Below are 21,492 nucleotides of genomic sequence, written 5' to 3' on the forward strand. Positions count from 1 at the left end.
CGTCTTGAATTCGCTCTATCTGAACTACGGTTCGGAGAAGGAGACGTTGGTCGCCACGAAATCGGTGAACTCGTTTGTGACCGATGTCGTCAAGATCGCGGTATTCACCGGACTCGGCGCGCTCGGTGGTCAGGCGGCCATGTACGGCGCAGCCGCGGGTTTGGGCGCTGCGCTTGCCAATCTGCTGGCCAAGCGCTGGCTCGAACGCCTGAGTGGACGACAATTCCGCGGCCTTGTGGTCGCGCTCATGGCTGTGAGTGGAGCGCTGATGATCTGGAACCAGCACAGCTTCGTTATGCAGGCCTGGCGCGCGGCCACGGGAATGTCTTAACAATGTCGCTGTTGGCTGGAGCGCTGCGCCGTAGCTTGGTTGGCCGGTCCCGCGACGCGCAGCAGCTGGCGAAAGGACTGCGCGCGGCCCCTTGACAAGGTCGCCGTCAAGAAAGGCTAGGCTTCCCGACCGCCTGTATCAGACGTGGCTCTTGGGCTGGCTCCTTCGAACCAGTCGGGCCTAACCCGCTCAGGTTGGAGAAGCTTCGCGAGGTCAGATGACGCTCAGCGTCACGGCGGCAAGAACAAGATAACGGCCAACCTTGGCGGCAGTGACCAGCAAAAAAAGCTCGCGCAGGACACCGGCAATGACGGTCAGCCTCGCGAAACGCGTTGGGGGCAGAAACGCCATCTTTTCAGATAACCGGGCGGCGGCCGCTATCGGCCAGATGACAGGCTGCAACGCCGCCATGCGGCACCGATCGCAGCATCGGTTCCTCGACCCGGCAGACATCGATCGCCACCGGACAGCGCGTGTTGAACCGGCACCCCGGAGGCGGCGCGCTGGGACTTGGCGGATCGCCGGCGAGAATGATCCGGCGGCGCCCGGCTTCGATGCGAGGATCGGGAGAAGGAACAGCCGACAGCAGCGCTTGGCTGTAGGGATGGGCCGGCTCGCGAAATAATGGCCGGGTCACGCCAGCTTCCGAGATGCGGCCGAGATACATCACCGTCACGTCCGAGCAGACCTCGCGCACGATCGCCAGATCATGCGCGACAATGACAATGGTCAGACCAAGCTGCTTCTGCAGCGACGTGAACAGGTTAACGATCTGCGCCCGGATCGAAACGTCGAGCGCGCTGAGCGGTTCGTCGCAGACCAGTATGGACGGCTTCAGCGCAAGCGCGCGCGCAATCGAAACGCGCTGCCGCTGGCCACCCGAGAGCGACCTTGGCAAACGGTCGAGCACCGTCTCAGGCAGCGCAACCAGATCCAGAAGCTCGGCGATGCGGCGCCGGCGCTCGACTGATGAACCGAAGCGATGGATCTGCAGCGGCTCCTCCAGTGTCTGGTAGACGGACTGGCGGCGGCTCATCGACCCCAACGGGTCCTGGAAGACGAACTGGACTTCGCGGCTGAACGACTTCCTGTCCGATTTCAGCCATTCGGCGCGATTCCTTCCTCCAATCAGCACGGTGCCTTCGCTCTCCTTCTGCAAACCGACGATGGTACGGGCCAGCGTGGTCTTGCCGCAGCCGGACTCGCCGACGATGCCGTGGAACGCGCCACGCGCGACCGTCAGGTCTATGCCATCGACCGCCCGCACCGCGCCGGCACCCGAACGGTTGGCGAAATGCACCTTCAATCCCCTGACCTCGATCGCCGCGGCATCAGACATGGACGGCGATCCCCTCTCGTTTCAGCACGACCGGGCAAGCCACACGGTGCGGGCTCGTCGACGCGGATATCGTCTGCAGCGGCGGCCGGTGCTGCCGGCAACCGGCTTCGACCAGTTCGCAGCGCTCGGCAAACCGGCAACCCGGTTCCAGCCTGATCTGGTTTGGCGGCAGGCCAGGTATCTCGCGGGTCGCCGCGCGTTCGTCGGCGCGAAAATCCGGCACCGATGCGAGCAGCCCGCGCGTATAGGGATGGACTGGCCGGGTCAGCACATCCATCGCCGTCCCCTCCTCCGCCACCTGGCCGGCGTAAAGCACGATGACGCGATCGGCGACGGAAGCGACCACGCCGATATCGTGCGTGATCAGCACGACCGCGATGCCATCCTCGCGCTGGATCTGACGGATGAGCTCCAGGATTTGCGCCTGGACCGTGGCGTCCAGCGCCGTGGTCGGCTCGTCTGCGATCAGCACGCGCGGCCGGGCCGCCAGCGCCAGCGCGATCATCGCGCGTTGCAGCATGCCGCCCGACATTTCGTGTGGATAGCGGTTATAGCGATCCTCGGGGTCCGGGATGCCGGAGCGCGCCAGAAGCGAGACCGCTTCCTTGCGCGCTGCCTCATGCGACAGGCCAGCGAAACGGCGCGCTTGGCGTGCCAGCTGCGGGCCGATCTTCAGCATCGGGTTCAACGCGCTCATCGGGTCCTGGAAAATCACGCCGAAATAGCGCCCGCGCAGGTCCGACAATTGCCGGGAACCGATGCTGAGCAGTTCGCTTCCGTCGGCTCGCGCTGACCCTTTCATGTCCACGGTCACGCCCTCGGGCAGCAGGCCGAGCGGACCGAGCGTCATGACGGTCTTTCCCGAACCGCTTTCGCCGACGACCGCGACCGTTTCTCCGGGACGGACATTGAACGACACCCCGTCCACCGCCCGCACCGAGACGGTCGTGGCGTAGAGATCGATGACCAAATTTTCGATCGCATAGAGCGGCTGATTGTCACTCATGCTGAAGTCGTCCCGGTTTCGACGGCGTTGCGTTCCGTCTCTTCACGGGCGCGCGCCAGCTTTCTTTTACGCAGAGTTCTGCCGCGAACCGGCCGTGGCACCTTTTGCAGCGCGAAGGCTTCGCCCAGAAGATTGAAGCTGACCACGACAAGCGTCAGTGCCAGGCCGGGCAGCACGACGAGGCGCGGCACCTCCTCGATGTAGCTCATGCCGTCGACGAGCATCTGGCCCCATTCCGGTGTCGGCGGTGCGACGCCAAGTCCGAGAAAGCTGAGCGTCGCGATGGCCAGCACAAGGGCGCCGGCGTCGGCGCTTGCGTAGACGACGACGAGAGCGAGCACATGCGGCAGGATATGGCGGACAAATATCCACAGATGACCGGCGCCCATGACTCTCGCCGCCTCGATATAGGGCTGTTGCAGCTCGGCGGTGACGACGGCGCGGCTCATGCGGGCATAGTTCGCCCACCACGCCAGGGTGAGCGCCGTGATCATCGACCAATAGCCCGTGCCCAGAATGCCGATCAGCGCCAGCGCGATCACCAGGCTCGGAAGTGCCAGCGCAATGTCGATGATGCTGATCAGGACAAGCTCGACGCGACCGCCGACATAGCCGGCGAAGGAGCCGATCGTGACCCCGATCGCCAGCGCGGCGACAAGCACGATCACCATCGCCACCAGGGAAATGCGGGCGCCACCGACGATGCGGCTGAAGACGTCTCGGCCGAGATAGTCGGTGCCGAGCCAGTGGTTCCAGCTCATGCCCTCCAGTGTCGCCGAATAGTCCTGCCCACTTGGATTGTAAGGCATGATAGCAGGAGCGAAGATGCCGATCAGCACAAAGCCGATTACGGGGAGCAGCACCGGCCACGGCCAGTCCTTGATGTCCCTGATAGCGGAAATGTTCATCGCCTCATGCTCCCCGCGCCCGGCGCATTCGCGGATCCGCGACGATGCAAATCATGTCGACGATGAAATTGACCATGACGAAGAAGACGACAAACAGCAGCAGCACCGACTGCATGCCGATGAAGTCGCGGAAGCGGATCGCCTCGATGAAAAAGGCACCGACGCCGCGCAATGCAAATACCGTCTCGACGACGATCGACCCGATGATCATCAGCGTGAATTGCGCGCCGAATGTCGTCAGGAACGGAATGGCGATGTTGGGCAGCGCCTCGCGCAGCAGCACCTGCGTTCTGGTATAGCCCTTGGCGAAGCCGGTTGTCGCAAACGGCCGCGACATCGCTTCCTGGAGGTTGACCCGAACGACGCGGCTGAGAACGGAGGCCGGGAACAGCGCGATCGTCACCCACGGCAGAAGCCATGAGGTGAAGCCGCTGGTCCCGAAGGTGGGTACCCAGCCGAGCATCACCGAAAACACGATGACCAGCAGCGCCGCCACGAAGAAGTTCGGGGTCGACGCGCCGATCAGCGAAAATGCATGGAGGAACCTGTCCATGAAGCCGCCATTGCTGACGGCGCCGGCAATGCCGAGCGTGATCGAGAGAATGAAGGCGAGAATGCCGCCGCCGGCAAGCAGAGCCGCCGTCATCGGGATGCGGGCGGCAAACTCCGACGAGATCGGCTTTCCCGTTCGCAGTGAGATGCCGAAATCGCCGGCCAACGCGCCGGAAAGCCAGCGTCCGTAGCGGATCGGCAACGGGTCGTAGAGACCGAGCTCGTTGCCGATCTTGGCGATCATTTGCGCGTCAGCGCCGGGACCTGCCGCACGCTCGGCAATGAGCGCCGCAACATTGCCCGGAGCCGCCGCAACCAGGGCGAATGTCAGCGCGGATGCCGCCAGGATCAAAAGGCAGGCAAGCAGCATCCGTCGCAGGATCGTGCTTTTCATCGTCAGGCCTCGCTTGGGCTCGAAGTCTTCAGGCCTTCAGCGTTATCGCCTTGAACGGCAGGTCATAGTCGGTCGCCGGAAGCGAGAAATTCTCCGCGCGCGGATTGTGGGCCCACAGCCGCTGGCTGACGACGAGCGGACAGATGGCGGTGTTGTCGTAGAGCCAGTCGTAGAGGGCCTGCATCTTCAGGTCGCGTTCGGCGCCGCTCGCCTCGAGCGCAGCCTTGACCACGCCGTCGAGCGCGTCCGAGACATAGATCTTGCCGTCAGGCCCGCTGTCCGCCGTCGAGACGAAAGCATTGCCAAGGGTCCCGTGAGGGTCATAGGGAGCGCCATAGGTGGTGAAGAAAGCGAGATCATAGTCGAAGGCGGGGCGTCGTTCATGCATGGTGGCGTTGTCGACAGAAGACACCTGGACCTGGAAACCGACCTCGGACAACTGGCCTTGAATCATTTCGGCGATGCGCCGCGATCCCGGTAGGGACTCTTCGGAAACCAGAAAGTCGATGGTCAGAGGAGAGCCAGCCTTGGTCCAGGCACCGCCGCTGTCGACCCAGCCGCCATCGGCGAGGATCTTCTTGGCCGCCGCCACATCACGCACCGGCACGTCATGCCGCTTGCCCGACGAGGGCACATTCGCTGGGAACAGATCGGCGGCCGGGTCGGCAAAGCCCTCGAACAGGACCTTGGCGATCGCCGCCCGGTCGACCGATGCGTAGACGGCATCGCGAACGGCCTTGTCGGCGATGATCTTCGACTTCGGCGAATAGCCGAGCAGCATCGTCGCGGTGCCCGGCTCGGCAACAACCTTCATGCCGTCGCTTTCCAGCGCGCGAGCGCGGCGCGGCGACAGCGTCGCCACCCAGTCGCCGCCGATGACATCGAGGTCGCCTGAACGAAGGCCATTGGCGCGGGCGAGTTCATCTGGAACCACCTTCAATTCCATGCGGCTGAAGAGCGGCTTTTCGCCCCAGTATTTGTCGTTGCGAACGAGGCTGGTGCCGCTCGAATCATATTTTTCGACGATCCACGGACCGGTTCCGATCGGCGCGGTCTGCTTGCCATCCTTGTCGACTGCCTTGGGCGACAGGAAACGAACTGGGCGGACGATGGTGAGTTCAAGCAATGCGGCCGGCACCGGCCGCTTCAGCTTGACCGTCAGTTTGTTCGGCCCATCGGTGACGATGCTGTCGTACGCATCGGAGACGCCAATCCAGGAGAAGTCGCTCACCCCCATCCATCGCTTGAGGTTCCATTCGGCTGCGGTGGAATCGAACGATGTGCCGTCGCTGAAGGTCACGCCTTCACGCAGATCGAAGGCGATCGAAAGCTGATCGTCGGCAATGGTCCATTTGGTAGCAAGTCCCGGCTCAAGCGCGCCGTTCTGGCCGTAGTGGATCAGCGCATCGAAGACGATGGTGTAGGTGCTCAGCGTTGAAACATTCTGCAGCAGCTCGAGATCACCGGTCTCCGCGGCGATGGCAATCTTCAGCGTGTCGTTGGTTTCGGAAAAGGCGCTGCGCGGAAAGGCGGCAACGAAGGCAAGGCCAGCGGTGGAGGCCAGAAAATTGCGGCGGTCGAGAGTGATCATTTCAGTTCCCCTTTTTTGATTGTTGGTAGCGATTGTACACATGCATTCCCATTTGTATAGACATATGCGACGCAAATCCAAGTTGGCGCGCAGCGTTGCGGCCGGCAAAGGAAAGCGCCGTCTCGCGTAATGTCGCCGTGCCGGCGCGGGTCTCGACAAGCGCTAAATCCAGCTCAGCGTCATCGCCGCCAGCGCGAGGTAGCGGCCGACCTTCGCGATCGTGACGATCGCAAGGAAGCTCCAGAATGGCTCCCGCAGCGCTCCCGCCACAACCGTCAGCGGATCGCCGACGAGAGGCAACCAGCTCAACAGCAGCGACCATCGTCCATAGCGCTGATACCATCGCATCGCGCGCGTCAACGCGGAGGGCTTTACCGGGAACCATTTGCGGTCGCGAAAGCGATCGATCCCCCGGCCGAGCCACCAGTTGACGATCGAACCGAGCACATTGCCTGCGCTTGCGGAGGCGATGAGCAGAGCCGGAGCATAGCTTTCCGTCAGAAGCAGTCCCGCAAGGGCTGCTTCCGATTGCATCGGCAGAATGGTCGCCGCGGCAAACGCGGTCAGGAAAAGACCGCCATAGATGGCGAGCTCGCCAGGCATTTCGAGCTCTCAGCTTGCCCTGGGCCATTTCGGGTGCCGATCATCGACGACATAGCCATGCGAATGCTCATAGCCCGCTTCCGACCATACTGCGTCGCCGATATGCCGGTCGTCCTCAGGCAGATCGACATGCGTATGTACAAGCACGTCGGGATCGTGTTTCGGCCAGAGCCAGATCGCGGCAAGCAGGGCTGCGGCGCCAATGATGCCGAGCAGAATGAAGGTGAAGGGCAATCCCATCGCCGCACCGACGCGGCCGGCAATGGGATAGGTGATCAACCAGCAGGCATGCGAAAGCGCGAATTGGGCAGCAAACAGAGCGGGCCGGTCGACGGCATCGGCGGAACGCCTGATCAATCGGCCCGAAGGCGTCTGCGCTAGCGAATAGCCGAGCCCCAGCACGAACCAGAGCGGCAGCAGCAGATAGTAGCTGCCGGCGAGCGGTCCCACCAGCACGCCCGCGACCAGGATCGCGGCGCCCGAGAGCATCGCAACCCGGTCCGGGACGTTCTCCAGCAGCCGCGGCAGGGCAAGGGCTGCAATCATCGATCCGCCGCCGAAGGCTGCGAGCGCCAGCGCCGTGTCGCTTTGCGAGAGGCCGAACTGCGCCTGCACCAGGACGACCGTGTTGACGATCACCATCGCGCTTGCCGCCGCGACGGCAACGTTAAGGGCCAGCAGCCCGCGCAATCGCGGCGTCGCCAGATAGATGCGGATTCCGCGCGTCGTGCGCTCATAAATGCCGCGCGGCTCCGAGGCTTGCGGGCTGGGCAGCACCACGGAGACGACCAGCGCCGCGGACGCCAGGAAGCCGACAACCGTACCGGCGAACAGGCCGTGGAAGCTGATGACGGAAAGCAGCGCCGCCGCCAGCATGGGACTGACGACGCTTTCCAGGTCGTAGGCCAGTCGCGACAGCGACAGGGCCCGCGTGTAGTCCTTCTCCTCGGGCAGCACGTCAGGAATAGAGGCCTGGAAGGCCGGAGTGAAGCCTGCCGACGCCGACTGCAGGACGAAGATGAGAACATATACCTGCCAGACTTCGGTAACGAAGGGCAGGAACACCGCGACCGCAGCCCGGATGAGGTCGAGCGAAACCAGCATGGTGCGGCGCGGCAGGCGCTCGGCGAACGCAGCGGCGACAGGCGCCACGCCGACATAGGCGATCATCTTGATAGCGAGCGCCGTGCCGAGCACCGCGCCGGCATCGGCGCCGGCAAGATCATAGGCCAGCAGCCCGAGTGCTACGGTGGCAAGGCCAGTGCCGATCAGGGCGATGACCTGGGCCAGGAAGAGATGACGGTAGGTGCGATTGGCCAGGACCTGAAGCATATTTTGCGTTCTTGCAGCGGATTGGGGTTCGTCGAGCCAGGAACGTAGCGCAAACAGCCCGCCTGTCTCAGTGGTGGTGACCTTCGGGTTCGACCATCTTGAACGGCAGCACCTGCTCGCGACCCTTCGCGGCCAGGATCAACCTCGCCTGGAACTCATGCGGCTCGGCAGGGGCGACGGTGCTCTCAAGCCGATGATGGTTGTCAGCGGCGGGCTCGAGGCGAAGCGTCTCTGGCCCTTCGGGTCGGTCGATAACCACCGTCGCTGTCAAATCATCGGCGTGGCGATCGATGGTCAGCCGCATCCGCTCGCCAGCCGGTGTATCGACGATTTCCAATGTCCCTGCAGCCAGATCGCAGACTACCTTGAACGGCTCCGGTGCATGATGATGAGCATGAGAGGTTTCCCCCCGCTTGGCGGTCGAACCGGCTGAGCTTTCGAGGCGGACATTGGCTTCCGCCAACGCCGGCAAGTGGGCGAACAGCTCCTCCTTGAGGGCTTCGGTTACGCCCAGCACGTCCTTTGCCGTCGCCATCTCCGGAACACTGATGGCCACATCGGCATGCAGACGATGTCCGATCCAGCGTGCCTGAACGCTTTCAACGCGCCCGATGCCCGACACGTGTTCGGCAGCATGATGGATTTCATCGACGATGGCGGGCTCGACTCCGTCGAGCATGCGGGTCAACACGGCTTTCGACGACTGCCAGACGATGGCGAAGATCGCCACGGTGATCAGCAGCCCGACGATCGGATCGGCAAGCGGAAAGCCCAGCCACACGCCGATAGCGCCCAGGACAACCGCCAGGCTGGTAAAGCCGTCGGTGCGGGCATGGTAGCCGTCCGCGATCAGCGCCGCGCTGTTGATCTCTCGCCCGACGCGGATACGAAATACGGCGACCGCTTCATTGCCGATGAAGCCTATGAGGCCGGCGATGGCGACCCAGCCAAGAAACGTGATGGGACGCGGATTGATCAACCGGTCGATCGCCTCATAGCCGGCAACGACGGCGCTGAAGAGGATGATGAGAACGATGACGATTCCAGCCAGATCCTCGACCCGGCCCAGCCCGTAGGTGAACGTCTTGCTCGGCTTGCGGCGGGCCAGCACGAACGCGATCCACAGCGGAATGGCAGTGGCCGCGTCGCCGACATTGTGGATCGTATCGGCCAGCAGCGCCACGCTGCCGGAGAGGAACACAACCACAAGCTGGAGCGCTGCCGTGATAGCCAGAACGACGAACGACCATTTGATCGCCCAGATGCCGCGTGTCGTCGTGGCGATAGTAGGATCTATGACACCGTGTGTGTGGCCATGGCCGCCATCACCGTGATCATGTCCGTGGCCGCCCATGCCATGCGTCATCGAGCCAAACCCGAACCAGTCGCGAACTTTGTCCATCATGGCGCTTCTCACAGGTACTTGGTGATATCTTTGAACTCGTCGATCGAGCGGCGCTGCTCGCGCGCCAGCGGTCCGACGACGTCTTCAAGGCAATGGTTGAGATGATCCTGGATCAGAGTCTTCTTGGCTTGCGAAATGGCCTTCTCGACAGCATGAAGCTGCTGGGCGAGGTCGAGGCAGGGCCGGCCCGCTTCGATCATTTCGATGACACCCTTGAGATGTCCGCCAGCCCGTTTCAGGCGCTTGACGATATCGGGATGGGTTTCGTGGATGTGAGGTTGCTCGCTCATATGTTAATACTATCCTCCTGGAGGGGATATGCAAGTCTCAAAGAGGCCTCGATTCTGGTGCATGCAACAACCATTCCTTAGGATTTTGGAGAATAATCGCCGTTCATGCCGAATCGGATCCACAGCTCAGCCTTTTGTCTCGTCATCGCCTTGGCGATGACGTTCGGCATGCTGCGTCCTTTCGGCTATTCGGCCTCGCACGATCCGGTCGCACTTGCCGCCGCCACGATCGAGCGCCAAGTCGAAGCCGCCGCGCAGATCGAAAATCATGACCATGCAAATGATGACGGCGTCGCCGACGAGCAGAGCGCTGGCCATTTTCACGGGCACAATGCGGCCGACCACTCGCACGAAACGGCGAGTACGCCCGCCGACTTCGCGCCGACCGTTCCACAGATCGAGCGGGGCTGGCTAAAGTATCAGCCGACTTTCGTCGATCCGGACACGACATTCCGGCTTGATCGACCGCCGAGACCATTCCTCGCAGCATGATCGCGGCCGCTCACGCGGCCACCCTCAACGACGAAGATTGGAAATCTCATGCAAGGACCCTTCGATCGGGGTCGGTCACGCTCGCGCCGCGCGCGTTGGCGACCCGCCCTGCCCCTGCTTATTGCTCTTATGACCCTGCCGCTGTTGGCCGGAGCAGCCTTTGCCCATGCCGTCGCCGCCGGCGACAAGGGCTATATCCAGGAAATCTCGGGCATTAACGTGCTGCCCTTCATCTATCTCGGCGCCAAGCACATGGTGACCGGATATGACCACATCCTGTTCCTGTTCGGGGTAATCTTTTTCCTCTACCGGATGAAGCATATCGGCATCTATGTCAGCCTGTTCGCGCTCGGCCACTCCACGACCATGCTGCTTGGCGTCTATTTCAACGTCGGCATCAACAGCTACATAATCGACGCCATCATCGGGCTGTCCGTGGTCTACAAGTCGCTCGACAATATGGGCGCTTTCCAGAGATGGCTCGGCTTCCAGCCGAACACCAAGATCACGACGCTGGTCTTCGGCTTCTTCCATGGTTTCGGCCTGTCGACGAAGATCATCGAATACAACATCTCGCCGGACGGCCTGGTGCCCAACCTGCTCGCCTTCAATGTCGGCGTCGAGATCGGCCAGTTGATGGCCCTGGGCGCCATCCTGATCGTCATGGGCTACTGGCGCCGGACACGCAGCTTCTGGCGCCATGCCTACACGGCAAACGTCATCATGATGACGGCCGGATTCCTGCTGATCGGATATCAGCTCACTGGCCTGTTCGTCGCTGCATAAGGAACCGAAACCATGTACAACACCGATCTTCCCGGACGCGCCGATCTGCCGACTTCGGCGCAGCTGAAGCGCTCCACCTTCATTGCCGCGCTGACGGCGCTTGCCCTGCTCGTCACGATCGTCATGCCATCCGAGTATGCGATCGACCCGACCGGAGCAGGCAGATTGCTCGGCCTCACCAATATGGGTGAAATCAAGACGCAACTGGCGGCAGAGGCGGCAGCGGACGAAAAGGCCAGCGCGAAGGCTACGGCCGAGCAGATGACGCAAATAGTCCCTCCGGCCGAGTTGATGGCGCGCATGGACCGAATTGAAAACCTCCTCGTCGCCCTGACCGCCGAACGGCCTGCTTTGCAGCCGTCGCCAACTGGGGAGGCCGTATCCCAAGACAATGTGACAGTTGGAGAGATCGCTCCTGCCGAGGCTCCGGCCATTGCTATAACGCCTGCCGCCGAAGCAACCTCGGAAGCCCCGATCCAGCCAGATGGAAGGCAAGACGAGCTATCCTTCACGTTGGCGCCAGGCCAGGGTGCCGAAGTCAAGCTCGTGATGCGGCAGGGGGCCAAGGCAAACTTTTCCTGGACAGCTGACGGCGGCGTGGTGAACTTCGAGACGCACGGCGATGGCGGCGGTCAGTCCGTCAGCTATGAAAAGGGTCGCAGCGTTCCAGCTGACGAAGGTGCCATTGAAGCCGCCTTCGATGGAAATCATGGTTGGTTCTGGCGCAACCGCGGTGGCAGCGACGTGACCCTGACGATCCAGGCTGAAGGCGACTACATCGACATCAAGCGTATGATCTAGCGCATACAGGGTCGCCCGGCGCCACTTCGAGCCTCGGGCGTCACCTATCCGTCTGTTCCACCGACGAGCGCAGATGCGCGTCGAAGCTTTGCGCCGCGACGAAGACACGGCTGACCTTCAGGTAAACGGGTCTTGATCCATCGCTCGATCTGGTTCACGGCATTTCAGCCCGACGAGATTTGCCAAACGGCTACGCCGGCAAGCGCCAAGCCGGCAGCGCCCTCAATGGCTCGGGAAATGGCATCGAACAGGCGTGGCCGGCTATCGAAAAAATGCACCAGACGTTCACGAAACAGGATCGACAGCACCGCAACGCAAGACAGCGTCAGCGCCACGCCGGCCATCATTGTGATTGCGAAAAGAATGCCGGCGACCGGAACGCCTCTGGATATCGCAAAGGTCATCACGAAAAGCGTCAGCGGGCATGGGATCAGGCCGGCCATGACGCCGACGGCCTCGCCCTCATGCTTGTGGTGATGGCCGTGGCTCAATGCGCGCCAGAGCATCCAAATGCCGATCAGGCCAAGCAGGCCCCGACTGACGTCTTCCAGCAGTGGGGCTCGGCCAACACTGCCCAGGGCAATCGATACCAACGGCAACGAGAGCGCCGCGATCAGCACGGCAATCGTTACATGCGTGAAGGAGAGTGTCAGCGACACCAGAAGCCCACGCCGGACGCTGGCGTCCGATCCTGCCAGATAGGTGGCCAGGACAGCCTTGCTATGGCCCGGCGTCAGCGCATGCGCCGCACCGAACAGAATGCCCATGGGCAGAAAGGCCGTGAACGCCAGCCAACCGCCGCCAGCCGCAAGCAGTTTGATCTGCTCGGCCAACGCCAGGTAGATCGTGCGTTGGAACTCGACCAGCGTCTGGAACATGGCCATCGAACCGGCTCCGGGTCAGCCGCACGTCAATTCGAGGCGCGTCGCGAAAATCTTGCCGAGATCGGTCCCCGTCGGGTCACTGAAGAACGCGTCTGTCAGGCTCTTCTGGTTCTGCGCGATGGCCGTGTCCGGATCTGGACGGACGACGGAACGTGAGCAGCCTTGCGGCAGACCGGCCACCGCAAGCTTTTCGTCCTCGGTAAAATCGATTGCCGTGTAGAAGGTCGGATCGTAGACACCGATACTGACTTTTCCAGCAAGGGCCAACGGGTCCTTCGGCTGCGTTTCGAACTGGACGACGAGTTGATCGTTTTCATAGCTGACGCTGAACTTCGGCGGTGGCGCCATCGTCACGTCCTTGCCGTTCAAGGTCACCATCTGAAAGTAGTTGTACTCGGCCAACGACGCATGGACGGTGAGAGCGACTTCATCGAGTTCCTTCGCATCAAGGACAAGGTCGGAATTCTTGTCGAATTCCATCAGCACAGTGCTGGAAAAGAGGTCGTCGAAACGCCAGAGATGCCGAAGCGACTTGACCGTCCTGTCTGGACCGACGGTCAGGTCCAGCTTCGCTTCGGCAAAGACATGCGGATGGGCGTTCGCTGCCGCGGTGGAAGCGAGCAACAGCGCCGCGCCGGATACCATGCCTGTCAGTTGCATTCTTCGCTCACATTTCGCTCGTCGATTCCGCATCAGGCAGGACACCTGCCATTGCAAGCAGGCCGAAATGGGACGGGCCAAAGCCCATACCAACCTTGATCGATCAGGGCTGTGTTGCTTCATCTAAGGAGGCAGCTACCCAAGGTCGCCCTTCAGCCAATGTTTGAGCATGATCACCGCGATACCAGCAAGGATTGCCAGCACTATCATCCAGATGATCTTTTGCCGATCGCTCAATTTCCTGCTCCTGATCGATTCAGAGCATTCCTATCGCGAGTTCCTTGCAAACGCAAAAAGCCCCGCGTCCCGTGCTGATAACACCAGCTGATCCGCCCTAGTCGTCGGCGATCGAGCTTGCAATGACCGTGTTCGATGTGATCCGGACCTCGGGAACGTCAAATGGACAAGTGCTTGCGATTGCCGACTGTCAATATGCAGAGTTTGGAAACTTGCATTCCGTTTCTGTCCTCGCCGATTGTTTCGGCATCCGTCCGGGCGAAGAAACGCTCCTCGAATGGCGCGCCGTCGACATCGAATAGCTTTATGGAGCAAGGTTGCACGGACTTGCCATTCAAGTGGCTTTTGTCACCGCGATCATGGTTTTGGCCGGGAGGTCGTCACCGGTCGCCTCCCAGTCCTGGAAGGCGCCTACGTCACCGACGGGGGCAAGTGCTGCGTCGCCGGACAACGGAGTCCATCCGCGTCTCCTGGCCGCAGGACGGTTCGTTCGAAGTCAGGTCCATGGGCAAGACAAATACCGTGAAAAGCTTCCAACGCCAGATCGACATTATCGGCACGCACCAGCGGCGATCTCAGGCATATAGCAGCGAGCGCCGGGATAAAGAGGGGCTTCGACATCAGCACACCGCAGGGTCAAAAAATGGACCCTCTGGCACGTTAGTCAAGAGTGCCATTTAGCGGGCCCAGCGGCTGCGACGAGATCGACCTGCATCCGACTGTCGGCGGCTGCGCCGTCGCCCCGTAGTATCATTCGCCAGTTATTCTCCAACGCGGTCCGCATTGAAGACCCGCGATAGCCGTCGAACTTGTGTGTCCATCCCTCGGCCCTCGGGAGGCTTCTCCACCAGGGTGGGGATCAAAGGAGCGATGAACGCTGGCCGGCTGGTGCTGGCAGTTACTCGTTTACGCATGGAATCGTGTCTAGGTCGCAGGCATATATCCGCGCTCCACACGTCCCGACGTTGGTTAAGATCGGCAGCCAGACCGGCCAGCCACTCTGTGCGCCAGGCGGATAGAGGTGAGTGTCGATCGCGAATTGCAGAAACGGTTGCCAGCCGATAATTGCAAAGTCAGCGCGTCACGCGTACGGATCCATAAGCCCCAGCGCGCTTACATCCATAAGCACCCCAAACCCAATGATCTGCTCCAGCGCAACGTTGCGAGACAATGTTCCCAAACTTTTGGCCGGTTCGGACTTCATGCGGCTGACCAGGGCGTATCGATTGTAGACCGCCAAACCGACCATCGCGACGAATAGGCTGATCTTGAACAGGAGAATTCGACCGTAGCTGTTGCGCGGATCGGGGAACGAGCCAAGCATTAGCCAAGTGGTCATAGCGCCCGTAAAAAAAATGAGCGCAACCGCCACCATACCAAAGCGGGAGAAGCGCCACAGGACGGTTTCCACGCCTGCGACTTCGGATGGATGCCGCTGCGCTGCCGCGATTAGCAGGCCGAGGGGCAGGAGGCCACCTATCCACGCCCCGGCACTTGCAACATGGAGAGCTTGAGTCAGTGAGGCTAGAAGGCCCAACGCCGCCGCGTGGCCCTGCCAACCCTCACAGGTCAGTAGCAAGAAAGCCGGCCCGACGACCAATTCGGGCCGCCCCGAGAAGCTGATCACCAGGAGCAGGAGAACGAGCGAAAGGCGAACAAACCAAACAGTTCCGAAGTCGCTTTCCATGAGAACGCCGTGCAAGGTGTCAACCATACCCTCGCGTCCGGAGAGCCCGGCCGTAAAGCACAGCAGCCAAATTGCCGCGAAGATTGCGGCCGCAAGTGCGAGGGCAGGATTGATGTTACGGGGTAGAGGCGCAAGCGCGGGAGCCGCGGTTCTGTCTAGCGCATAGAAAGGGAAGAGTGCCGACCCGAATAGAATCATCACTGAGAGGAAGTAGACCCACCGGGCGAAGGCCAGAGTGCCATCAACGTCCATTTCTACGGTCTGACTTCAAATTTGAAATTGCCCTTCACCTTGTGCCCGTCTGCTGACAGCACGTGCCAATCAACTTGATAAACACCCGGCGCAAGGGACCTTGATACAGGTGCCACCATGTCCTTATCCTGCACCGCGATCTCCGTGGTGATCTTCGCACCATCCGGCCCCGACAGATCGATGCCCGAGAATCGAGCCTCAATGGGTTCGCTAAAGCGCAGTCGAATCTCAGTGGGCGGAGCGGCAATGGTGCTATTGATCTCTGGAGTAGCCTCGACCAATCGAGCATGCGCAAGCGCCTGGCCGGATAATGGCACGCTCCACAGCGCAACTGTGGCGATCATTCGGATAGTTCGGTTCAAGGCGAACTCCTCCCGCGACGACGGTCATCAAAGACTATGCACTTTCTGACGAGTATACGAATTTGTTCGTGTTGCAGGGCCGCCACCGTTCGAGCTGTCACGAAATTTTCCGTTTGCCGGAAAAGTGATGGGAGATCAGGCCAACACGTTACCGACCGCCGAGACTCTCGATTGAAGGTCACGGACGCCGCAAGCGTTTGTAATTATCAGGACAAGCGCGGGCCAAACAAGCGTTTGCGCCCGCGTGACTCCGTTTCAGCTACTTAACCGGGATCATGAGATGTGCGTATGGAGTGCCCGGCCACATCACATAGGGCTTGGATGTGTCAGGCTTGGGGTCCGTCGGATAGCCCTGCATCATGTCCATTGCGTTGACGATCATCACATGCGGGCCGGTCTCTATCCAATTGTTGCCTTCCTCGGGCTTCGTCGCATAGGGATCGGTGTTGCTGCCATCGGTACCGCCGGACAGCATGTACATGAAGCCGACCTTGCCCTTGGGCGGTTCCTTCTTTTCCATCCATGCCATCGCCCATTCCATCGCGTTGGCATCGCCGCACATTGGGTCCGGGCCGGGCGTGGACGGGCTGTCTGGCATGCACCAGAAGCCGTTCTTGCCCTCGCGCAGGGTGCGCATGGCGCCCTTTTCATCCGCGGCGTAGACCGCAGCGCCGCTTGCCACGGCAGGGGGTGCAGCAGATTCAGCGCTCTTGATCATCGCAGCGTCGTCGGCGGCTGCGCCTTGCATCGTAACCAAACTGCCTGCCGCCAAAAGGGCAGCGACCGTCAGAAGCCGTTTCATGGCCGTTCTCCGGTTTGAGTTGATCTTGTGCATGACGTCCGACGCACGGCTTTCCAGAGCCGTTTGTCGGTGATCAAACAGTAGCAGATTACATGCCTCCGGACAATTTACGTTTTAGCGCTGTCTAATGTCTTTGCAGGGGGCGTGCTATTAAACCTTCAAATCGGTCACGAAACTCCTGAGGGTTCACTAACCAAGATGGTGCTGTTCAGCGGCCAAATTTGCGCGGTTTCCCAGCAACCTTGCTTGCGTCGTCAAATCGCCACCTGCCCTAACCCTAGATTAGCCCGCGCATCGTCAGTTCAGCCTTCAGATAGGCATAATAGATCGGCGCGGCGACAAGACCCGGCATACCGAACCAGGCTTCCATGAAAACCATCGCCAGAAGAAGCTCCCAGGCACGCGCATTGATCCGCGAACCGATGATCTTGGCGTTTACGAAGTATTCGAGCTTGTGAATGATGATGAGAAAAGCAAGCGAGCCGAGCGCTGCAAGGAAGGAGATGCTGAGGCTGACAACCACGATCACCGTGTTGGAGATCAGATTGCCGATGACCGGCAGAAGGCCGGCGACGAAAGTCAGCGCTATCATTGTCCTGATGAATGGCAGATCGATGCCGAAGGACGGCAGAACAGCGACGAGATAGACCGCCGTCAGAAACGTATTCAACGCCGAAATCCGGATTTGCGAGAACACGATGTTGCGAAAGGCCTTGCTCAGAATGTTGACACGATCCGCCAGCGCGACCGCCAGGGGGCCGGGCTCGCGCGATGGCGCCGCCGAGCTCACCGCGATCAAGCCGCCGATCACCATGCCGACGACAATGTGGACCACCAGGACGCCAACATCCCGCCCAACGAGTTGAAGCTGGCCGGCATGTTCGCGGAGCCACCGGGCCGCGAAGACTTCCAGTTCCTCGATGTTTGATGGAAAATAGGCCATCGCCCAGGTCGGGAGATGGACGCGCGCGGTATCGATGATCTCGGCCATCTTCTTGAGGAGCGTCACGACGTTCTCCGAACCGCCAGTCAATTGCGACATGCCGCTAAAGATAGCGGCGGCTATCAGGAGCGTGAAGATCAATGCCACCAAGGTCAGCGCAAGGCTTTTCGTCAGGCTGTTGGAGACGCCGATTCGATGGAGCATCGGTGCGGCGAAATGAACGATGTTGAACACGAGAAGGCCCGAAAGCAGTGCCGGAAGCAGTCCGAGTTCGAGAACGGCGACGAGCGCTATAAGCGCAAGCAGGCACGACGCGAGATAGAACCATGAGAAAGTCAGCACTTTTCACCTGCAGAAGCAGCCAAGTCCTCTCCGGGTTTCATTAGCTTTGATACCCGGTGATGCGCAAGCGAACACGCGTTCAACACGTGTGTAAGGCTAACCGCCTCGCAGATCCCATGCTTGCGCGCCAGGTCGCCCGTTTTTGCCCCGCCTCATGCTCACGCAGGACCGCGATGATCAGCTCTTCCGTAAACCGCATTCTCTTCATCAGTCCGCCCTTCAATCGAGGCCGGACTTTAATCTCAGATGGAGGAAATTGCCCGTGGCAGGTCAGCCGCTCGAGGATGTTTATGCCGTTGGCAAGAATGATCCTCTTCGTGGTGAAGCCGAAGTTCATTCCGCCGCGAAGACCATCAGATCCTCGAAGGGGAACTCGACATAGTATTGGCCGGACGGAAGGGCGTCCCGGGAATAGGTCCGGATGGTCAGGTCATTGCTTTCGAAAATGACTTCATGCCGATCGCCAAGGAAAAGGCTCTCGACGCAGGTCATGGCGATACGTCCAGGGCCGTCCTCCCCGGACCACGTCACCCGCTCAAGCCGGACGAGTGCGGTGACTTTGGCGCCGACGGTCAGCTCCTGCTGGGCGCTGCCCACAAGATGGATGCCGTTGGCGACAATTTCCGCACGGTTGCCGTTGATGGCGGTGACCACGCCGTCAAGGCGATTGCTGGCACCCATGAACTCTGCTGCAAACAGGCTCTCCGGCTTGTTGTAGATTTGCTTGGGTGTTCCGTCCTGTTCGATCTGGCCGCCGTTGAGCAGCAGGATGCGGTCGGCGAGCGCCATCGCTTCCACCTGATCATGGGTGACGCACAGCGCCGATAGCCCGAGATTGGTGATGAGGCGGCGCAGCCAGATCCGCGCTTCTTCGCGTAGCTTGGCGTCCAGATTTGAGAGCGGCTCATCGAGCAGAATCACGTTCGGCTCGTAGACCAGCGCACGGGCCAACGCCACGCGCTGCTGCTGTCCGCCGGAGAGCTGATGCGGATAGCGCTCGCCCAGTTTGCCGAGGCCGATGCTGTCCAAAGCCTTCTGGACGCGGCTCGCAACATCTGCCTGGGATACTTTGCGCAGCTTCAGGGGATAACCCACATTCTCGGACACCGTCCGATGCGGCCACAGCGCATAGGACTGGAATACCAGCCCGAGACCGCGCGTTTCCGGCGCCAGATTGATGTTCTGCCCGGCATCGAAAAGCGGCTTGTCACCGAGCAGTATCTTGCCGCTGTTGGGTGTCTCCAGACCGGCGACCGCTCGCAAGAGCGTCGTCTTGCCGGACCCGGACGCGCCGAGCAAGGCGACGATCTGACCCGGTTCGACCGAGAAGGACACACCTTTCAGGATTTCAAGGTTGCCGTAACTGAGGCGCAGGCCGTCTATGACGATGTCAGTCATTGAGGCGGACTCCAAAGCGCATCGCGAGGGCAAGACCGGTCACGATGATGACGGTGTTGATGACGGCGAGAGCCGAGACCAGATCGATCGCGCCGGTGCCCCAAAGGGAAACCATGAGCGAGCCGATCACTTCGGTTCCCGGTCCGAGCAGATAGACGCCCGTCGAATATTCACGGGCGAAGATCAGGAAGATCAACAGCCAGGCCGAGAACATGCCGCCGCGGATGAGCGGCAGGGTGATGTCCCTGGCAACCTGGCCCTCGCTGGCACCAACTGACCGGCCGGCTTCCTCGAGCTCCTTGCCGATCTGCAGGAGCGTTCCGGAAATCAGCCGCATGCCATAGGCGAACCAGACAATGGTATAGGCGAGCCATACCGAGATCATCGTGGCGCGCAGGGGTGCGATCGGCTTGAAGAACAGAAATATCCACAGCATGGCGAGGCCAGCCACAATGCCCGGCATCGCCCGCGGTATCATGGCCACGTAGTCGACGACTTTGGTCAGGGGTGCGCTCGAGCGATGACCGGCGAGTGCCACGGCAGTATAGGCCGCGATCGAAGCCGCGCCGCCGACCACCGCGACGCCGACCGTGTTGACAATGGCGCTGACGACATTCGGATAGTCAGCGAGATCGCGATAGTGATCCAACGTCAGCACCTGGAAGATATTCACCCCGACGCCCCAGCTTGTCACCAGTGAACGAATTGCGACGCCGCCCACCGGTATGATCACGGTGGCCGCGAACCAGGCCACCACAAGCGCGAAGGCCGGCCAGCGAAGAGCGCCCAGCCGGATGGGGTTGTGCCGACTGCCCTTGCCTTTGACGGACACATAGCGGCTGGCGTTGCGCAGCATGTAGCGCTGCAGCACCACCAGCGGCAGCGCGATCATGATGATCGCCACCACCACTACGGCCATCAACTGATAGGAAGGAACACCGAGCTTGTTGGTGAGCTTGTAGAGATAGGTGGCGAGAACCAGCACGCCTTCCGGATCGCCAAGCACCAGCGCCGCTGCCGAGATCCCCGCCGGGTATCCGGACGACTACAAGGATCTGGTGGCCGCCGCCACCGCGGAAGGACACCTAAGCATCTATTCAACGACCGATGCGGCGCTGGTCCAGCCCTTGCTCAAGGACTTCGAAGCAGCGTTCCCCGGCATCGCCGTCGAATATTCCGACCTCAATTCCACCGAACTCTACAATCGCGTCATTGCCGAAACCGCTTCGGGCCAAGGCACGGCAGATGTCGCATGGTCTTCGGCTCCGGATCTGCAGATCAAACTTGCCTCAGACGGCTATGCGCAGGAATACAAATCCGTGGAGGCGGCCCACCTTCCGGCCTGGGCGTCCTACAAGGACATGGTCTATGGTACCACCGCCGACCCGGTGACTTTCGTCTACAACAAGCGGCCTGAAGGCGATGTTCCCGCAACCCACGCCGATCTTCTCAAGCTGATGACCGGGAAAACCGCAGAATATGATGGCAAGATCGCGTCCTACGATCCGGAAAAATCCGGTGTCGGCTTCTATTTCTACAACCAGGACGCCAAGAACTGGACCGATTCCTGGGCGCTTAACAAGGCTTTTGGCAAGGCCCATATCAAGCTCTACAGCTCCGCCGGCTCGATGATCGAGAAGGTCACGTCTGGCGAACATTCCATCGCCTATGGCATCTTCGGCTCATATGGCCTCGCCAAGCAGGCCAAGGACGAGAACCTCGGTGTGATAATCCCGAAGGACTATGTCCTGGTGACCACCCGCGCCACCGTCATTCCGGCGGAAGCCCAGGATCCCAATGCTGCGAAGCTATTCGTAGACTATCTGCTGTCGGCGCGCGCGCAGAAGCTGATCGCCGACGACATCAAGCTCTATGCCGTTCGTGATGACGGCAAGCGTCGCGAAAGCGGCTGACAGCGAAAACGCGGCCATCATCGTCGCAAGACGATTTTTCATTAGGGTCTCCTCCAAGTTCGCCTAAATCGTACTCCTCCAGGCACAAAGGCGAGTATCATCCTGACCTGTCACCAACCTGTCACGGCGATGTCGAGGTTTGCTCAGCCGACTAGGCCCGATGGGTCGTGATCAGATTGTCG

General features: G+C 61.0%; 22 protein-coding genes and 2 pseudogenes. 6 read left to right on the top strand and 18 right to left on the bottom strand.

The window, feature by feature from the left end:
* Positions 1-331: pseudogene (locus NKH41_RS29655) on the top strand (sulfite exporter TauE/SafE family protein); the annotation flags it as partial.
* A 213-nt stretch (positions 332-544) separates the two neighbouring features.
* Here NKH41_RS29655 and NKH41_RS29660 read toward each other — a convergent pair.
* From NKH41_RS29660 to NKH41_RS29705, 10 genes and pseudogenes are all read right to left on the bottom strand, one after another.
* Positions 545-649, bottom strand: a pseudogene (locus NKH41_RS29660) (YqaA family protein); the annotation flags it as partial.
* A gap of 37 nt (positions 650-686) precedes the next feature.
* Entirely contained in the window at positions 687-1,670 is a 984-nt protein-coding gene (locus tag NKH41_RS29665; RefSeq protein ID WP_023722129.1) for an oligopeptide/dipeptide ABC transporter ATP-binding protein, read from the bottom strand.
* Complete coding sequence (locus NKH41_RS29670) at positions 1,663-2,676, bottom strand: ABC transporter ATP-binding protein (RefSeq protein WP_352491418.1); 1,014 nt, start codon at positions 2,674-2,676, stop codon at positions 1,663-1,665. The genes NKH41_RS29665 and NKH41_RS29670 overlap by 8 nt, the downstream gene beginning before the upstream one ends.
* A complete protein-coding gene (locus NKH41_RS29675) occupies positions 2,673-3,584 on the bottom strand; it encodes an ABC transporter permease (RefSeq protein WP_352515807.1) in 912 nt (303 codons plus the stop codon). Before NKH41_RS29675 ends, NKH41_RS29670 begins: the two co-directional genes overlap by 4 nt.
* A gap of 4 nt (positions 3,585-3,588) precedes the next feature.
* A complete protein-coding gene (locus tag NKH41_RS29680; protein WP_352452032.1) occupies positions 3,589-4,530 on the bottom strand; it encodes an ABC transporter permease in 942 nt (313 codons plus the stop codon).
* A 28-nt stretch (positions 4,531-4,558) separates the two neighbouring features.
* Positions 4,559-6,121 (bottom strand): ABC transporter substrate-binding protein, encoded by a 1,563-nt coding sequence (locus NKH41_RS29685; RefSeq protein WP_352515808.1) that lies wholly within the window; start codon positions 6,119-6,121, stop codon positions 4,559-4,561.
* Between the two features lie 162 nt (positions 6,122-6,283).
* Positions 6,284-6,724, bottom strand: a complete 441-nt coding sequence (locus NKH41_RS29690; RefSeq protein ID WP_352452030.1) for a YqaA family protein — start codon at positions 6,722-6,724, stop codon at positions 6,284-6,286.
* A 9-nt stretch (positions 6,725-6,733) separates the two neighbouring features.
* A complete protein-coding gene (locus NKH41_RS29695) occupies positions 6,734-8,056 on the bottom strand; it encodes an MFS transporter (protein WP_352515809.1) in 1,323 nt (440 codons plus the stop codon).
* A gap of 67 nt (positions 8,057-8,123) precedes the next feature.
* Complete coding sequence (locus tag NKH41_RS29700) at positions 8,124-9,461, bottom strand: cation diffusion facilitator family transporter (protein ID WP_352515810.1); 1,338 nt, start codon at positions 9,459-9,461, stop codon at positions 8,124-8,126.
* Positions 9,462-9,469: 8 nt separating this feature from the next.
* Positions 9,470-9,751, bottom strand: coding sequence for a metal-sensing transcriptional repressor (locus NKH41_RS29705; RefSeq protein ID WP_352466313.1), 282 nt, complete (start codon positions 9,749-9,751; stop codon positions 9,470-9,472).
* Between the two features lie 105 nt (positions 9,752-9,856).
* On the opposite strand from NKH41_RS29705, the gene NKH41_RS29710 reads away from it, so the two are divergent.
* From NKH41_RS29710 to NKH41_RS29720, 3 genes are read left to right on the top strand one after another with little or no spacing between them, the layout of a single operon-like run.
* A complete protein-coding gene (locus NKH41_RS29710; protein WP_352491415.1) occupies positions 9,857-10,243 on the top strand; it encodes a hypothetical protein in 387 nt (128 codons plus the stop codon).
* A gap of 48 nt (positions 10,244-10,291) precedes the next feature.
* Positions 10,292-11,029, top strand: coding sequence for a HupE/UreJ family protein (locus NKH41_RS29715; protein WP_502896187.1), 738 nt, complete (start codon positions 10,292-10,294; stop codon positions 11,027-11,029).
* A 12-nt stretch (positions 11,030-11,041) separates the two neighbouring features.
* Positions 11,042-11,830, top strand: coding sequence for a hypothetical protein (locus NKH41_RS29720; protein WP_352491413.1), 789 nt, complete (start codon positions 11,042-11,044; stop codon positions 11,828-11,830).
* Between the two features lie 164 nt (positions 11,831-11,994).
* Here the strand turns inward: NKH41_RS29720 and NKH41_RS29725 are convergent, their stop codons facing one another.
* Together NKH41_RS29725 and NKH41_RS29730 are read right to left on the bottom strand one after the other, a co-directional pair.
* Entirely contained in the window at positions 11,995-12,708 is a 714-nt protein-coding gene (locus NKH41_RS29725) for a HoxN/HupN/NixA family nickel/cobalt transporter (RefSeq protein ID WP_352466347.1), read from the bottom strand.
* 21 nt (positions 12,709-12,729) lie between these two features.
* Complete coding sequence (locus tag NKH41_RS29730) at positions 12,730-13,374, bottom strand: DUF1007 family protein (RefSeq protein ID WP_023722115.1); 645 nt, start codon at positions 13,372-13,374, stop codon at positions 12,730-12,732.
* A 359-nt stretch (positions 13,375-13,733) separates the two neighbouring features.
* Between NKH41_RS29730 and NKH41_RS29735 the strand changes: the two genes are divergently transcribed.
* Positions 13,734-13,913 (top strand): hypothetical protein, encoded by a 180-nt coding sequence (locus NKH41_RS29735; protein WP_352466309.1) that lies wholly within the window; start codon positions 13,734-13,736, stop codon positions 13,911-13,913.
* A gap of 779 nt (positions 13,914-14,692) precedes the next feature.
* Here the strand turns inward: NKH41_RS29735 and copD are convergent.
* The 6 genes from copD to NKH41_RS29765 form a co-directional block, all read right to left on the bottom strand.
* Positions 14,693-15,550 carry a copper homeostasis membrane protein CopD gene (gene copD, locus NKH41_RS29740; RefSeq protein WP_352452022.1) on the bottom strand — a complete coding sequence of 286 codons (858 nt, stop codon included), beginning with the start codon at positions 15,548-15,550 and terminating at the stop codon, positions 14,693-14,695.
* Positions 15,551-15,552: 2 nt separating this feature from the next.
* Positions 15,553-15,912 (bottom strand): copper homeostasis periplasmic binding protein CopC, encoded by a 360-nt coding sequence (copC, locus tag NKH41_RS29745; RefSeq protein ID WP_352452021.1) that lies wholly within the window; start codon positions 15,910-15,912, stop codon positions 15,553-15,555.
* Positions 15,913-16,171: 259 nt separating this feature from the next.
* On the bottom strand, positions 16,172-16,747 hold the full coding sequence (locus NKH41_RS29750) for a hypothetical protein (protein ID WP_352508359.1): 576 nt from the start codon (positions 16,745-16,747) through the stop codon (positions 16,172-16,174).
* Positions 16,748-16,991: 244 nt separating this feature from the next.
* A complete protein-coding gene (locus tag NKH41_RS29755; protein ID WP_352515811.1) occupies positions 16,992-17,999 on the bottom strand; it encodes an AI-2E family transporter in 1,008 nt (335 codons plus the stop codon).
* Positions 18,000-18,332: 333 nt separating this feature from the next.
* The gene (locus NKH41_RS29760) at positions 18,333-19,397 is read right to left on the bottom strand and encodes an ABC transporter ATP-binding protein (protein WP_352466307.1); all 1,065 of its coding nucleotides are present in this window, start codon (positions 19,395-19,397) and stop codon (positions 18,333-18,335) included.
* On the bottom strand, positions 19,390-20,403 hold the full coding sequence (locus NKH41_RS29765) for an ABC transporter permease (protein ID WP_352935267.1): 1,014 nt from the start codon (positions 20,401-20,403) through the stop codon (positions 19,390-19,392). Before NKH41_RS29765 ends, NKH41_RS29760 begins: the two co-directional genes overlap by 8 nt.
* On the opposite strand from NKH41_RS29765, the gene NKH41_RS29770 reads away from it, so the two are divergent.
* On the top strand, positions 20,366-21,310 hold the full coding sequence (locus tag NKH41_RS29770; RefSeq protein ID WP_352935270.1) for an ABC transporter substrate-binding protein: 945 nt from the start codon (positions 20,366-20,368) through the stop codon (positions 21,308-21,310). The two genes, NKH41_RS29765 and NKH41_RS29770, sit on opposite strands and share 38 nt — an antisense overlap.
* Positions 21,311-21,492: the final 182 nt, after the last annotated feature.

Origin of the sequence: Mesorhizobium sp. M1169, assembly GCF_040318345.1 — a bacterium.
In the GTDB taxonomy this organism is placed as follows: Bacteria; Pseudomonadota; Alphaproteobacteria; order Rhizobiales; family Rhizobiaceae; genus Mesorhizobium.